Origin of the sequence: Bacillus sp. Marseille-Q3570 (genome assembly GCF_946151055.1) — a bacterium.
GTDB lineage: Bacteria > Bacillota > Bacilli > Bacillales > Fictibacillaceae > Pseudalkalibacillus.
The window spans coordinates 216,650-231,732 of the sequence record NZ_CAMGYZ010000002.1 but is presented as its reverse complement, the minus strand read 5'-3'; the positions used below and the strand labels follow the sequence as shown (position 1 = coordinate 231,732).

The following is a 15,083-nucleotide window of genomic DNA, read 5'->3' as shown; positions in this document are numbered from 1 at the left end:
TCACCTTTCAGGTCGCTCTTTTTAGTTTCAGGGGGCGAACGATGGGAAATATATACATTGATGATTTCGACAATTCAGATTATAATGAGTGAAAACGTTATTTTCGGAACGGATATTCCGAATAACGGAACGTCAGGTGTTTTTTGGGGTGCAAAATGAAAGAAAAGAATACAACAGTCATCAAAGCGATGGAAATATTGAGCCTTTTTAAAACCAACAAATCACTCTCTCTTCCACAATTGAACAAACTTACCTCGATGCCGAAAACGACCGTCTATCGTATGGTTCTATCATTAGAAGAAACAGGATTCCTCAAAAAAAATCATCATGGAGAATATGAATTAGGTTTAGGTTTTCTCCAATATGGACAATTAGTCAAAGAGCGCTTGGATATTCGTAAGGCCGCAATCCCGATCATGAGGCAGCTGAAGGACGAGCTTGGTGAAGCCGTCAATTTGATTGTTCGAGAACATCATGAAGCCATCTATATTGAAAAGATCGAGACAGATAAACCGGTCAGGGTTTTTACCGGAATCGGACGCAGTGCCCCGTTATATGCAGGCGCATGCCCACGAGTCCTATTGGCTTTTTTACCTGAAGAGGTAAGAGATCACTATATCGAAACGACAACATTACAGCCTATCGCGTCAGGAACGATTACAGACAAAAAGGTGTTAAGGAAAATGTTAGCTGAGACGAGGTCTAAAGGTTATACAGTGAGCCATTCAGAATTGCATGATGATTCCTCAGCGATTGCAGCACCGATATTCGGTCATGATGATCAGATTTTTGCTGGCCTTAGTATTGTGGGACCTGAAAATCGTTTTCGAAATCCTGACAAGATTACACATTTGAAAGAGCGAGTGAAGCAAGCAACGGATGAAATTTCAAAATCGATCGGATGGAATGGCTGATCAGATGGAGGTGCTGATTTGAAGTATGAACTTCATCCTCTAGGGGATTCGGCGGTCATTATAAATCTTGATGATAAAATTACTGAAGAAACCCATATCCTTGTTCGGAATATCTCGATTTTCCTAGAGGAACAACCACTGCCTGGAATGGTTGAATTCGTTCCAGCTTTTACAAGTGTCACGGTCTTTTATGATCCACTCAACGTACTCCACGAAAGTAAAGCGCAAAAAACGAAATCTCCATATGAATTGATATGTCATACAATTGAACAAGCAATGACTCGGATTGGAGCAGAAAACGAAGGCGAAACCAGGACTGTAGAAATACCAGTTTGTTATGGTGGAGAATTTGGTCCAGATTTGGAATATGTTGCAAAATATAACAGCCTCACCAAAGAGGAAGTCATAGACATCCACACGGAAACAGATTATTTGGTGTATATGATAGGTTTCGCGCCAGGGTTCCCATATTTAGGAGGTATGTCTGAAAAAATTGCAGCACCTCGGAAGGAGTCCCCTCGTTTGAAAATACCTGAGGGGTCTGTCGGTATTGCAGGTTCTCAGACAGGAATCTATCCGATCGAAACCCCCGGTGGCTGGCAATTGATCGGACAAACACCTCGGAAACTGTTTGATATTGAACAAGACCCGCCGACATTATTACGAGCCGGGGATAAAATACGTTTTCATCCAATCTCATCAGAGGAATTCGAGAAATTGAAGGGGGAACAGGGATGAAGATTGTTAAACCGGGACTGCAGACAACCGTTCAAGATGCTGGACGCTATGGCTATCAACGTTACGGCGTGATTGTAGGTGGCACGATGGACCAGCTTGCCTATCGAATCGGGAATCTTTTAGTAGGAAACAATGACAACGAAGCTGCAATCGAAATGACAATGAAAGGACCTGAAATCGAGTTCCAGGAAGATACAGTGATTACAATGACGGGGGGAGACTTCTCCCCAAAGATAAATGGAGAGCCAGTGAAGATGTGGCGTCCGATCTATGTCAAAGCAGGTACTGTTTTGAAGTTTGGAGCATGTGCGGCCGGGTGTCGCTCATACCTGGCAGTTGCTGGGGGAATTGATGTGCCAGTGATCATGAACAGCCGTTCCACTTATATCCGCGCTGAAATTGGCGGTTTTGAAGGCAGGGCATTGGATGCTGGAGACTGTTTGAAAATAGGCGATCGAAGTGAGAAGGCGAATCATATTTTCCAACAGCTTTCAGATTCTGACCAGGCTTATGTGGAATCGGATTGGTTTTCAGCTGCAGAATGGAGTATGGAAGCGGAGAAGCACGACATCCTCCGTGTCATACCAGGCCGGGAATGGCACAATTTTACAAAAGAAAGCCAGGCGAAGCTTACAAGTACTGAATTTGAATTGACACCTCAATCCGATCGGATGGGCTTCCGGTTCAAGGGTGAACGGTTAGAACTTTCAGATCAGGCAGAGATGATTTCGGAAGCGGTTACGTTCGGTACGATCCAGGTACCATCAGAAGGGAATTTGATCGCACTATTAGCAGATCGCCAAACCACAGGCGGTTATCCGAAAATTGCCCAGATCGCTTCAGTTGACTTTTCAAAAGTGGCACAGTTGAAACCAGGGGAGAAAGTCAGATTCAAGCTCATTACTCATCGTGAGGCTGAAGAATTGTATCTAGAACAGGAACGACATCTGCAACAGCTTGAACAAGGAATTTCTTTGAAGCTGAGAGAAGGAGGACTCAACTAATGAATACAGTAGATTTGAATTGTGATTTAGGAGAAAGCTTTGGAACCTATGAAAAGGGATCTGATGAAGCAATCCTTGATTATGTAACCTCAGCCAATATCGCGTGTGGATTTCATGCTGGTGATCCTTCAGTCATGCGGAAGACCGTCAAAATGGCAATGGAGAAGAACGTTGCGATCGGAGCGCATCCTGGACTACAGGACCTTGTTGGATTCGGAAGGCGTGAGATGCAGATTTCTCCAGAAGAAGCTTATGACCTGGTCACCTATCAGATCGGTGCTCTATATGGGTTTGTTCAATCTGAAGGTGGTGTCATGCAACATGTTAAACCGCATGGGGCACTCTACAATATGGCTGCAAAAGACCCAGAGCTTGCTGAGGCAATTGCTGAAGCGGTTTATGACGTTGATCCAGAATTGATACTCTTCGGATTATCTGGAAGTGAGCTGATCAAAGCTGGTAAAAAAACAGGTACCCGGACAGCCAGTGAGGTTTTTTCTGATAGGACCTATCAAGAGGACGGAACGCTGACTTCCCGGAAACTTGTCAATGCATTGATTGAAGAGGAGGAAAAATCCCTTCAGCAAGTGGTCAGGATGGTGAAGGAAGGTAAGGTAATGTGCTTGCAGGGAATTGATATCCCAATCGAGGCAGACACTATTTGTATCCACGGAGATGGGGCAAGTGCCCTCTCATTTGCCCGAAACATCCGGACTGGATTGAAAGAAGCAGGAATCACCATAGAAAAGGTTGGAATGACCAACAAATAGGAGGCATGTGATGAAGCAATCAAACAGGAGTATTTTGTTGGGTGCGGCGTTCCTGATGGCAACGTCTGCTATCGGACCAGGATTTCTTACACAAACTACCTACTTTACAGAAACATTGTTAGCAAGTTTCGGATTCGTCATTTTAGTATCGATCATCATTGATATTGGAGCACAACTGAATATCTGGCGGATCATTGCCGTTTCAGAGAGAAGGACACAAGACATTGCGAACATGATTTTACCGGGACTCGGTTATTTCGTAGCGTTGTTGATCGTCATTGGAGGACTGGCTTTCAATATCGGAAACATCGCTGGAGCAGGATTAGGTTCCAACGTTTTGCTGGGCATTTCACCTGAAATAGGTGCATTATTGAGTGGAATCATCGCTATAGGGATTTTTCTTTTACGTGAAGCGAATAGGGCAATGGACCGCTTCACACAGGTATTGGGCTTCATCATGATCGCTCTTACCGTTTATGTCATGTTCTCTGCATCTCCGCCTGTAGGGGAAGCAGCCGTCAAGACATTCGTTCCTGATAAAATCGATTTCATCGCAATCGTGACACTAGTCGGGGGAACAGTTGGAGGATATATCACATTTTCAGGCGGACATCGATTGCTGGATGCAGGTGTAAAAGGCGTCGATAATCTACCTGAAGTGACGAAGAGTTCTGTCTCTGCAATCGGAATCGCATCCATTATGCGTATATTCCTCTTCCTTGCTACATTAGGTGTGGTATCACAAGGTTTTTCCCTGGATCCATCAAATCCGCCAGCCTCCGTATTCCAATTGGCTGCAGGCGATATCGGATACAAAATCTTCGGGGTCATCATGTGGGCGGCAGCCATTACATCGGTCATCGGTGCTGCTTATACGTCGGTGTCGTTTATCCGAACCTTCAACCCGAAGCTGGAAAAATACCATAAGTGGTTGATTGTCGCATTCATTTCCGTATCCACACTTGTTTTTGTATCAATCGGAAAACCAGTAAGTGTATTGATCCTTGCTGGGGCTTTGAATGGATTGATTTTGCCGATTTCACTTGGTGTAATGCTGATTGCAGCATATAACCGGAAAATTGTCGGGGATTACAAACATCCTTTATGGTTGACTGTTTTTGGTGGAGTCATCGTAATTGCCATGTCTTACATGGGGATCATCACGATGATCGATCAACTTCCGCAATTATTCCAATAAACTCGGAGGAGGGGTTTAGAGATGAGGGGATATCGTGATATAAGTCCAGCTGAGGCGAGACAATTATGTCGCTCGAATGAGTGGATCAAGCCGACATCCGGCATGGCACAAGGCTATACACAGGCAAACCTTGTTGTATTACCAAAAGACCTTGCTTTTGATTTCTTGTTGTTTTGCCAACGGAATCCAAAGCCGTGTCCGGTTCTTGATGTGACCGATCTCGGTTCGCCCGTTCCAAAAATGGCCGCTCCAGATGCAGACTTACGGGTGGATATACCGAAGTATAATGTGTATGAAAATGGGGTTCTTACCCGGGAAGTGACGGATATCGCTTCGGTATGGGATGAAGAGATGGTCGGTTTCCTTTTAGGATGCAGTTTTACTTTTGAGAATGCATTGTTGGAAAAAGGGATTCCTGTGCGGCATATTGAAGAAGGTTGTAATGTACCGATGTACAAGACCAATTTGAATTGTGCCGGAGCAGGAGCTTTTGAGGGAAACATGGTCGTCAGTATGAGACCGATTCCGGCTCGTCATGTAGCCGATGCTGTCCGGATTACTTCGAGATTTCCTTCTGTCCACGGGGCACCTGTGCATATCGGACACCCAGAACAAATCGGAATCCATGATTTGGCTCATCCAGACTTCGGAGAACCGGTAACGATACGAGAAGGGGAAATACCAGTGTTCTGGGCATGTGGGGTAACGCCTCAAAACATCGCAATGACCATTAAACCTGAGTTGATGATCACACACTCGCCAGGGCATATGTTCATTACGGACTGGACCGATGAAGAGTTTGAGGTCCTATAAGTGAAGGGGTTACTAGCATCGCTTCAGTGGTTTGTTTTCATTCTCGCCGGTAGTGTTGTTGCACCGTTGACGATCGGTGCTGCCTTTGGTATGTCAGTATTGGAAATTTCAACATTTGTTCAGCGAACATTTTTCGTGATTGGAATCGTATCACTTCTACAAGCCTTCTTCGGTCATAAAAAACCGATTGTCGAAGGTCCTGCGGTTTTATGGTGGGGAGTCTTCCTTTTGTTTGCTGGGCTTGGTTCTACGATTTCCGCTGATGTCTCTGAAGTTTTAAGGAGTATTGAAATGGGCATGCTCGTCAGCGGGGCCTTGTTCATATTGTTGAGTGTGTTCAGGGTGATTGAACAGGTAAAACGGATATTTACGCCAATTGTCACGGGAACGTATTTCATCCTTTTGGTCACCCAGATAAGCGGACCATTCATCAAAGGAATCCTAGGAGTCGGTTATTTTACAGATGAAGTTCACGGGACTGTAGCGGTCCTCGGGATAGTGACAGCGCTTGTGACGATTCTGTTCGCAACAAGCCGATGGTTTTATTTGAAGAGTTATTCCGTATTGTTCGGAATTGCTGTAGGGTGGCTATTATTCATCTTGTTCGATATCGAGAAGAGAATCCCGTTCAATGGACAAAGCCTGGTCTCGTTTCCTGAGGTCTTTGTTTGGGGAGCGCCGGTGTTTGACCTGGGGATTGTAGTTACATCAGCTGTCGTCACCCTTTTGTTGTTGATCAATTTTGTCGCCAGTATCGATGTGGTCGGGGAAGTTTTGGAGGATACCTCTGATTCACGCTACAACCAGTCTGGAATTGTAATGGGAATCAGTCAAATCCTTTCCGGCGTGTTTTCTGCAATCGGCATGGTTCCTCTATCGTATACAGCAGGGTTCATTTTATCCACCCGGATGAAAGAGAGGCTTCCATTCGTCATGGGAAGCTTGCTGTTGTTGATATTGAGCTTTTTTCCCGCTATTACAATGTTCTTTGCTTCAATCCCGGTTCCAGTCGGATACGCGAGTATGTTGCTCGCTTTTTCGAATATGCTGGTCATTGGATTGCAAGCTTATATGAAAGCGGAGAGAGATCAGCACAACCTCTTTATCATCAGCCTCTCCCTTATGATCGGAATAGGTGTGATGTTTTTGACACCAGCTTCACTAGCAGGTATCCATCCAGCATTAGCTTCAGTCTTGAATAATGGAATGATCGTCGGCGTACTCATCTGCATTATCTTAGAACAAGCAATCAGAAGAAAGAACAAAACGAAAGATCAAAAAGAAAAAACAATCGGCGCCTGACTATTTATTCGGTGCCTGGGACCAATTCAGAACCCTTGCTGTGCAATGGTTCTTTTTGTGTGCCTGGCACCGTTTCAGAGTCCTTGCGGGGCAAGGGTTTTGTTTATGTGTCAGGCACGCGTTCTTTTGGGGAGGCGGTAGATGGCGAAGAGCATGATATAAGACAGAGCGACTATGGAGGCGACCCACATCCAGGCCATCTCCATGTTCCCGGAGTCCATGGCAAGATAAATAGCAGTCGGGACAGTCTGGGTTTTGCCTGGAATGTTTCCAGCGAACATCAATGTAGCACCGAATTCGCCGAGCGCACGCGTGAAGCTTAATACACCTCCCGTTATGAGAGCTTGCAAGGCGAGTGGTATCGTCACTTTTAGAAATACCTGGATCTTACCAGCGCCGTCGATCTTTGCTGCATCTTCAATTTCATAATCCACTGATTCAAACCCGGTTTTCGCAGATTGATACATAAGTGGAAACGAAACGACAACCGCTGCAATGACTGCCGCCCACCATGTAAATATCAACGAGTGCCCCAAAAATTGACTAATGATTTGGCCGATAGGACTATTGATTCCAAAAATGACGATAAGTAAAAAACCGACAACCGTCGGTGGTAAAACAAGAGGCAGCATGAGGAATGTTTCGATCATTGTTTTACCAGTGAACGATTTCCTCGCCATCAAACGGCCACACAAAATACCAAGAATGGCAACGATAATACCTGCCGTAACTGCGATGGTAATTGATAGATATATTGGAGACCAAAAGGACTGGACCATGATAAAAACCTCAATCTATAGGCTTGAAGCCGAATTCTATAAAAGTTTCCATAGTTTGCTTATTACTTAGAAACTCATAAAACTGTTTTGCTTCTTCAAGATGTTGGGTGTTCTTCAGTACACCGGCTGGATAAAGGATCGGTGAATGTAAATCACTCTCGATTATTGACTGGATTTCAACCTTGGACGATGTTTTGGCATCGGACTTATATACAAACCCTGCATCGACATTTCCAGTTTCGATATAAGAAAGAACCTGTTGAACGTCTTTAGCATAGATGATATTATTTTCAATCTGCTTCCAAAGTTTCAGTTTTTCCAGAGTTTCTTTTGCGTATTTTCCTGCAGGGACCGATTCAGGTGCACCAATCGAGATACGGTTAATTCCATCACTTGTAAGATCATCGGGTTTTTGGATCTCGGCATGAAGTGATTTATTCGTTACTAAAGCCAATTCATTGGATAAGATCGTTTTCGAATAGTCAGGATGGATGAGCTCTTTATTACGCAGACGATCAAATTCCACTTCGGATGCGGAAATGAAAACGTCTGCTGGTGCACCTTGTTCAATTTGACGCTGCAACGTGCCGGAAGAGGCGAAACTCGTGATCAAGTCGATTTCTGGATGAGTATCCTCAAACTCTTTTTCCACTTGTTTCATAGCATTGTTCAGACTTGCAGCAGCTAAAACGTACACTTCCACTTTTTGATTTTTTTCATTCGACTGTCCCTGGCACCCAACCAGCACTATCAATAAAGCAAAGAATAGAATTATGTATTTTCTCACACCTGTCACATCCAATAACACAATAGACTCTCCGTCTACTATATCAAAAATGAGAACGAACTGCGCTAAAAACAAAACAGGGCAAGTACATTTTACTGAGTTTCGCGATTTTGGAACAAAGTTACTCAATTGCAGATAATGTTCCACAACAAACCACGGAAATTGCCCAACCATACTTAATCGGTGCCAGGCACCACCTGAGAGTCGTTGGGGGAGAAGGGCTCCAAATCGGTGCCAGGCACCATCAGAGAGTCGTTGGGGGAGAAGGGCTCCAAATCGGTGCCAGGCACCACCTGAGAGTTGTTGGGGGAGAAGGGCTTCAAAATAGTGCTAGGCACTCACTTAGGCACTCACTTAAGAACTCGTTCACCAAATAAAAACGACGCGATAAGGGAATTGCCTTTTCGCGTCGTTCATTGAATTATAGATCGTATAATTTTGTGAATTTTTGTTCGAGGTAGTCGGTGAGGTACTTGGCATCAAGATCTTCTCCGGTCACCTTTTTGATCAGTTCACCAGGAGTATAGAGCTTTCCGTATTGGTGTACATTTTCCCGAAGCCATTCACGAATCTTCATGAACTCCCCGTTTTGAATCAAGTCGTAGAAATCCGGTATTTCCTGTAACACTTTATTCAAGATCTGCGCACCGTATAAGTTTCCGAGTGAATAAGATGGGAAGTAGCCGACACCGCCGTGCGACCAATGAACATCCTGCAGTACTCCTAAACGATTGGAAGGCGGAATTACACCTAAATAATCCATCATTTTTTCATTCCAAATCTCCGGCAGATCCTTCACCTCGATATCTCCAGCGATCAAACCTTTCTCAATTTCATAACGGAGCATGATATGCAGATTATACGTCAGTTCATCCGCTTCAACCCGGATAAGCGATGGTTCGACACAGTTCACTGCACGATAAAATTCATCGAGAGACACACCGCTTAATTGGTGGGGAAAATGCGCTTTGATATCATCGTAGAAGTATGTCCAGAACTCTTTTGTACGACCGACGAAGTTTTCCAGGAATCGGGATTGGGACTCGTGGATTCCAAATGATGCCCCCCGCCTGATCACACGGCCTTCATAATCAGAGTTCACGCCTTGCTCATAAAGGGCATGACCTGTTTCATGTATTGTACCAAACACAGCCATTCGAGGATTTTCATGCTCATAGCGCGTGGTAATTCGAACATCCCCCGTATTGATACCCATCGCAAAAGGGTGGGTCGTTTCATCAAGACGTCCAGCATCAAGATCATACCCAAGCTTGCCGATGATGAATTGTGCGAACTCCTTTTGCTTTTCCACATCATAATTTTGATTGAAAATATCAGTACGAGGCTTTCTGGATGACTGTTGAATACGGTCCAACAATTCGATACTCTTTTTCCGCAAATCAGAAAAAAGCGGGTCGAGCTTTTCCACAGTCAAACCTGGTTCGAATTCATCCAGCAAGGCATCGTAAGGATGTTTTTCGTATCCGAAATACTCTGCAAATCGGCGTTTCATATCGATCATTTTTTCTAAATAGGGCTGAAAGTGGGAAAAATCATCTTTCTCACGAGCCTCTTCCCATGCATCATTTGCATTAGAAGCTAGAATGACATATTCGTTATATACATCAGAAGGGATTTGCTTTGACTTGTCATATTCCTTCTTCCGTTCCCTGACACAAGCCCTGGTTTCAGGTTCTAGTTGCTCAAAAACATCAGGCTGTGAAAGCGTGTCTAAACATTCACCCATTTGCTTAGAAACAGACAGTTTAAAGGTCTCTGTCGAAAGTGTTCCTTTTGCTTTTGCAAAGATCGGTTTTCCTTTCTTAGGGGCATAAGTCCGCGCATCCCATCCAAGCAGCCCTAATATATTAGTGAAATGACAGATCTTCTCATCCATTTCCGTGAACTGCTTGATTGCCTGTTGTACTGTTTCGTCTAATACTTGTTGTGCCATCCAAAAAACCCTCCCACGAGTAAATTATTTTTCCTACTAATGGTATTCTTTCTCCAAGGGTTGAAATCCTTCGAGTGACGAAACATATTTTTTAAAAAAGCTGTTTTCGCAGACCTTGTAGTTCTTGCACTTAAAGAAAGTATAAAATACTTTCTTCAGTATAAGGGCAACTAAGGCTAGACCTACAAAAGGCTTGGTCTCGCCAAGTTTTCTTTAAAAGTCGTTGATTTCCGATCCAGGATGCTCGCTTTCTCCGGGGCGTGCGGCGTCTCCTAACGACCTCAGGAGTCTCCTTTTCAAGGAAGCATTTGTGCTCCTGCGTCTACAAGAATGTCCTGTCGAAGCGAGCTCCCTCGTCGCATGCCTTGCGAGGAGATTATTCAGGTAGTAGGCACGCTGATCCGCAGGACAAGGAAAGCTTCGGCAACGTTACATCGCACGAAGAAAAGGCGATTTTCATTTTCGAGGAGTCCCGCACCTTGATCTCCAATCACCTTGCACAAGGTGAATTTTTAAAAATGACTTAAAAGGCAACAATCTTTTAGAAAATAGCCTTTAAAAAAACGTCCAACATAAAAAAAGAGCCTGACATACAGGTCAGTCTCTTGCTGTTCACTGTTTATTCAATTGATCTTTTGCGCGTTGTATCAACTCGTGAACCATGGTTCCCCCGATTTGTCCGCCAATACGCCCTGCATCATGAGAACTCAGGTCCTGATTGCCTTTTTCTTTTAATGGTATACCAAGCCCTTTCGCGACCTCAAATTTGGTCTGGTCCGGGTCCTCGATCTGATACCCTTTCTTTTTCATGACTTCGACTTTAAGCTGGTCGAGTTCTTCCCTGGCTTCAGGAACAAGGGGTCTACGTCTTCTCGCCATTAGATTCGCCTCCTTTTCACTTGAGAAAGGAAAAATAAAATGGTCGCTTCCTCACATTCATGAAAATGAATGGACATGCAACGAACGCATATTCCAATCCAATTCCGTTACACATAGTATGTGCATGAATAGGCAGAATTAATGACGAAATTGGCCTTGATGCAGGTTGTTTTCTAAAAGATTGATGCCAGTGGTCCAGCGTCAGTCGGGTACAATACCATCCTATACAAGTGAGTTAAGGAGGCTTGCATATTTTCAGCGAAGGACTTCAGCTTTAGACATATTCTTTCAAACCATTCTCAAGTGATTCTTGATTTTTGTACTGATAGCCATACAAGGCTTCTTGCAGGCCAAATGTTCCGGCATAAAACCTTGCTCTAGGAAGTAAGTTTTCCAGGTTTGGATAGAATTCAGACAACGTATCGACGAATTGTTGGCCATACTGTTTCAACAAACCTGCAATATCAATCGCAGGATCTCCTACATGGCTGCTTCCGAAATCCACAATACCGCTTATGCGCTTTCCTTCATCGTCATAAAGGATATTGGAAATGCCAAAGTCCCCATGAATGATCGCCGGAGTAAATTCAAAGTTCAATCGATCATTCAAAAATGTTTCAAAATGGCGCGAAATTTGCTGCTGCTTATCCAGCCTGATATATGAAAACAAAGATTGTCTGACCTTCTCATACAATTTAAGCCAATAGTCATAAGCTCTCTCATTGGTTATAGTCTTGCCAGGAGCATCTTTTGTAGGAATCGCATGAAGTTCACACAAGAATTGAGCTAAATTTTGAGCAATACGTTCTTGAATGGGTGGAGATGATCCATCCAAGGTTTCTGCGTAAAGCGGCTCACCAGGGATCAACGGGTATCCGAAAAATGCCTGACCCAAAATGTTCGTATCTGTATTTACGAAAACGGGTTCAGGAGTTGGAAGGGTGATGTATGGCCGTACATAAGTCAACTGCTCACACTCTGTCTGTAGAGATTTCAATGCTTTATCATGCTTAGGAAACCGGAACACCCACTGGTTATTCAGGAAAAGAATATCGTTGTTTTCTCCAAAATGATTCCAATGGATCGTATGGATTTCAAGCGAAGGATAAAATGACGTGATACATTTCAGATATGGTTCCAAATACATAAAAAATCCCTCCCTGAATCATTGATTCGACTAGGAGGGATCACATTCCTTTTATTTAGAGGTTAAGAATTGGAAACATTTACTGGATGTTACGTTTTTTATGTCTTAGATTCGGTTCTTTCCTGACCACTTTGATGATGGACAGACACATGATGATCAGTATGACTGTAAATGGCAAAGCTGCAATTAAGGATGCGGTCTGTAATCCTTGTAATCCACTGCTGATTATTAAGACTACTGCAATCGCCGCCATCAGAACTCCCCAGATGAACTTGACGAATCTTCCAGGGTTCAAGTCGCCATCCGTTGTCATAATACCTAGAACGAAGGTCGCTGAGTCTGCAGAAGTGATCAAAAATGTAAAGATCAACAGGATTGAAAGCAACGAGAACAAGAATGAAAATGGCAGCTGTTCATACGTAACGAACAATGCTGTCGTTACATCCTGATTTACCAGCCCCGCAATATCAGTACCTTGCAAGAGATCGAGATGCAGTGCTGTTCCTCCAAAAATTGCAATCCAAACAATTGCTAGAAACGGCGGTACGATCAATACGCCAAAAACAAATTCTCTAATTGTTCGGCCCCGGGAGACACGTGCTACGAATGAACCGACGAATGGAGACCAGGCGATGACCCAAGCCCAATAAAAGACTGTCCAATCCCTGACCCATGTTCCGCCCGTGTATGGAGTCAACCGGAAACTCATTTCAAAAAACTTGGATATATAGTCGCCGATCCCTAAAGTCATACTGTTCAAGATGAAAACAGTGGGACCCATGATCAGCATTGCTACCATCAGAAATAAAGCCAGTCCTAAATTCAGGTTACTGAGCCATTTGATTCCCTTATCAATCCCAGTCATCGCTGATGTCAGATACATAACGAGTAATATTGCGGTGATGATCAATTGCATGACTGCGTTATTCGGCAGGTCAAATACGGTTTTAAGCCCTCCATTGATTTGTAAGATACCAAATCCAAGTGAGGTTGCTACACCAGTGATTGTTGCGATTACTGCGAGGATATCCACAGTTCTTCTTAGAGGTGTTTTTCCAGTTTTACCGATGAGCGGATTGAACGTTGTACTGATCAATCCTTTTTCCTGTCTACGGTATTGGAAGAACCCTAACGCTAAACCAACCACAGTGAACACTGACCATTGATGGATTCCCCAGTGGAAGAAGGAATAGCGCATTGAAACTCTTGCTGCTTGTTCTGATTGACCTTCAATGCCCATAGGCGGTTCGAAAAAGTGGCTCATTGGTTCAGCCACACCCCAGAACACCAATCCAACTCCGAATCCAGCGCTGAAAAGCATACCGATCCAAGTGAAGAAAGGATATTCTGGTCTTGATTCATCTCCGCCTAAACGTATTTTACCGTATCGGCTGATCGCTAAAACCAAACAGAATATCGTAAAGAAAAAAACTGCAATCAAGTAAAACCAGCCAAATGCATATGTAGTGAAATCAAACACTGACCCTGCATTATCCCCTAGGCTTTTAGGTGAAATGGCCCCCCATAAGACAAACAAGAAAACGATAATGGATGAGACCCAGAATACTACATTCTTGTGAGGAGCTTTTCCTCTCAACTTCTCCAATTTGTTTTCCTCCTTTTTAGACGATTGCTGTGACTATAAGTGCATATACTATTAGCTATACCCATTAAGAAAAATTATTAACTTAAATTAAAAATTTAATGTATAAAATTATCGGCATTATCTTAGAATTATAAAATGGGGCATGAATCAAGAGCATAAGAAAGGACATAACCGTTGAAATAAAATTGATTGTAGTCATTTTATATAAAAAAGCGTACAATGGATTTAAAATATTATACATTTCTGAAAAATTTTTTATTATGAAACATTTCCAGGATTACCTCGTACAATATATTAAGATATCTCCTGAATAGGGATAAGAGAGAAATACATAATTGGGCAAAAAACATGATAATTATGGTGAAAGGGTGATTCGATTGGAATTGACCGCAAAGATCACAATTGACTTCATGGTGGAGGGCAGTAAAGAATTTTATGTAGAATTACTGGATATACCTGAAGAGGTATCCGCAGGGGAATTGCAGGAGTTAGTGGATAAGCGTGCTCGAAAAGTGAAAGAAATCAAATCTGCAGAAATTCTCGGTTCATCAATAAAAATTGATAGGACGAATTCCATAAAACAATAGGCTTATGACGTGAAAAGGCTTCAATGGACCAGTGCCATTGAAGTCTTTTTCATTTGGCTTATTGGGACAGCGTTAAGCATTCTTCTCAGGTACCCTGTCCCAATCTCCTTGTTTCCTCTATAGTCGTTTCAGAAAACAGGACATTCCTCTAACCGACTTGATAAGTGCTTAGCTATCCGCGGTCAGATTCCCGGTTTTCAGTTAAAGTGAAAGGCATTATTTTTTCTTCTTTAATTTTCGATTGAGTCCGAAGGTGATGAGGGTGCTGATGAAAACGATCGAGGCCCAGGTCACCGCACCGAAGTGTTTGATGAATTTAAACATAGTATGACCTCCATTAGAAATCAAAGTATTGCTTTCCAAATTATAGACCGAAACATATCTGTTTGTAAATAATTCCAAAAACAAAAGAAGGGTGAATCACCAATAATTCACCCTTCAAAAGATTGTGCACTAGCCTAGAGGAGAGGGAAGAGAACATTTTAGCATCGGTCGGTTGTTCCAAATGTTCCAACAATATTTAGGGGAGGTCCTCTCCATCTGAGGTTAGCCATGCAGCTTTTATTTTTACTTTTATCGAGTGGTTTATCCACTCACCATACTAT

General features: G+C 43.2%; 15 protein-coding genes. 9 read left to right on the top strand and 6 right to left on the bottom strand.

Annotated elements, in window-relative coordinates; translation table 11 throughout:
* Positions 1–155 precede the first annotated feature (155 nt).
* Genes N8M93_RS04390 through N8M93_RS04360 form a run of 7 tightly spaced genes read left to right on the top strand, consistent with a single transcriptional unit; the run spans position 156 to position 6,739 of the window.
* Entirely contained in the window at positions 156–914 is a 759-nt protein-coding gene (locus N8M93_RS04390; protein WP_261129955.1) for an IclR family transcriptional regulator, read from the top strand.
* Between the two features lie 18 nt (positions 915–932).
* The gene (pxpB, locus tag N8M93_RS04385; protein WP_261129954.1) at positions 933–1,652 is read left to right on the top strand and encodes a 5-oxoprolinase subunit PxpB; all 720 of its coding nucleotides are present in this window, start codon (positions 933–935) and stop codon (positions 1,650–1,652) included.
* The gene (locus N8M93_RS04380; protein WP_261129953.1) at positions 1,649–2,656 is read left to right on the top strand and encodes a biotin-dependent carboxyltransferase family protein; all 1,008 of its coding nucleotides are present in this window, start codon (positions 1,649–1,651) and stop codon (positions 2,654–2,656) included. The genes pxpB and N8M93_RS04380 overlap by 4 nt, the downstream gene beginning before the upstream one ends.
* Positions 2,656–3,426 (top strand): LamB/YcsF family protein, encoded by a 771-nt coding sequence (locus tag N8M93_RS04375; protein WP_261129952.1) that lies wholly within the window; start codon positions 2,656–2,658, stop codon positions 3,424–3,426. Before N8M93_RS04380 ends, N8M93_RS04375 begins: the two co-directional genes overlap by 1 nt.
* A gap of 10 nt (positions 3,427–3,436) precedes the next feature.
* Positions 3,437–4,624 (top strand): NRAMP family divalent metal transporter, encoded by a 1,188-nt coding sequence (locus N8M93_RS04370; protein WP_261129951.1) that lies wholly within the window; start codon positions 3,437–3,439, stop codon positions 4,622–4,624.
* A gap of 21 nt (positions 4,625–4,645) precedes the next feature.
* Positions 4,646–5,437 carry a putative hydro-lyase gene (locus tag N8M93_RS04365; RefSeq protein WP_261129949.1) on the top strand — a complete coding sequence of 264 codons (792 nt, stop codon included), beginning with the start codon at positions 4,646–4,648 and terminating at the stop codon, positions 5,435–5,437.
* Positions 5,438–6,739, top strand: coding sequence for a purine/pyrimidine permease (locus N8M93_RS04360; RefSeq protein ID WP_261129947.1), 1,302 nt, complete (start codon positions 5,438–5,440; stop codon positions 6,737–6,739).
* Positions 6,740–6,849: 110 nt separating this feature from the next.
* On the opposite strand, the gene modB is transcribed toward N8M93_RS04360, so the two are convergent.
* Together modB and modA are read right to left on the bottom strand one after the other, a co-directional pair.
* Positions 6,850–7,518, bottom strand: coding sequence for a molybdate ABC transporter permease subunit (gene modB, locus N8M93_RS04355; protein ID WP_261129945.1), 669 nt, complete (start codon positions 7,516–7,518; stop codon positions 6,850–6,852).
* Between the two features lie 10 nt (positions 7,519–7,528).
* Positions 7,529–8,305 (bottom strand): molybdate ABC transporter substrate-binding protein, encoded by a 777-nt coding sequence (modA, locus tag N8M93_RS04350; RefSeq protein WP_261129943.1) that lies wholly within the window; start codon positions 8,303–8,305, stop codon positions 7,529–7,531.
* Between the two features lie 110 nt (positions 8,306–8,415).
* On the opposite strand from modA, the gene N8M93_RS04345 reads away from it, so the two are divergent.
* Positions 8,416–8,682 (top strand): hypothetical protein, encoded by a 267-nt coding sequence (locus N8M93_RS04345; protein WP_261129941.1) that lies wholly within the window; start codon positions 8,416–8,418, stop codon positions 8,680–8,682.
* Between the two features lie 44 nt (positions 8,683–8,726).
* Here N8M93_RS04345 and N8M93_RS04340 read toward each other — a convergent pair whose 3' ends face one another.
* The 4 genes from N8M93_RS04340 to N8M93_RS04325 all read right to left on the bottom strand — a co-directional run bounded on the left by N8M93_RS04340 (position 8,727) and on the right by N8M93_RS04325 (position 13,882).
* The gene (locus N8M93_RS04340; RefSeq protein ID WP_261129940.1) at positions 8,727–10,259 is read right to left on the bottom strand and encodes a carboxypeptidase M32; all 1,533 of its coding nucleotides are present in this window, start codon (positions 10,257–10,259) and stop codon (positions 8,727–8,729) included.
* Positions 10,260–10,871: 612 nt separating this feature from the next.
* A complete protein-coding gene (locus tag N8M93_RS04335; protein WP_261129939.1) occupies positions 10,872–11,138 on the bottom strand; it encodes an alpha/beta-type small acid-soluble spore protein in 267 nt (88 codons plus the stop codon).
* A gap of 274 nt (positions 11,139–11,412) precedes the next feature.
* Complete coding sequence (locus N8M93_RS04330) at positions 11,413–12,285, bottom strand: phosphotransferase family protein (RefSeq protein WP_261129938.1); 873 nt, start codon at positions 12,283–12,285, stop codon at positions 11,413–11,415.
* 79 nt (positions 12,286–12,364) lie between these two features.
* Positions 12,365–13,882, bottom strand: a complete 1,518-nt coding sequence (locus N8M93_RS04325; protein WP_261130280.1) for a BCCT family transporter — start codon at positions 13,880–13,882, stop codon at positions 12,365–12,367.
* A 344-nt stretch (positions 13,883–14,226) separates the two neighbouring features.
* Here N8M93_RS04325 and N8M93_RS04320 point away from each other — a divergent pair, with 344 nt between their 5' ends.
* Complete coding sequence (locus N8M93_RS04320; protein WP_261129937.1) at positions 14,227–14,478, top strand: hypothetical protein; 252 nt, start codon at positions 14,227–14,229, stop codon at positions 14,476–14,478.
* The last annotated feature ends 605 nt before the right edge of the window (positions 14,479–15,083 follow it).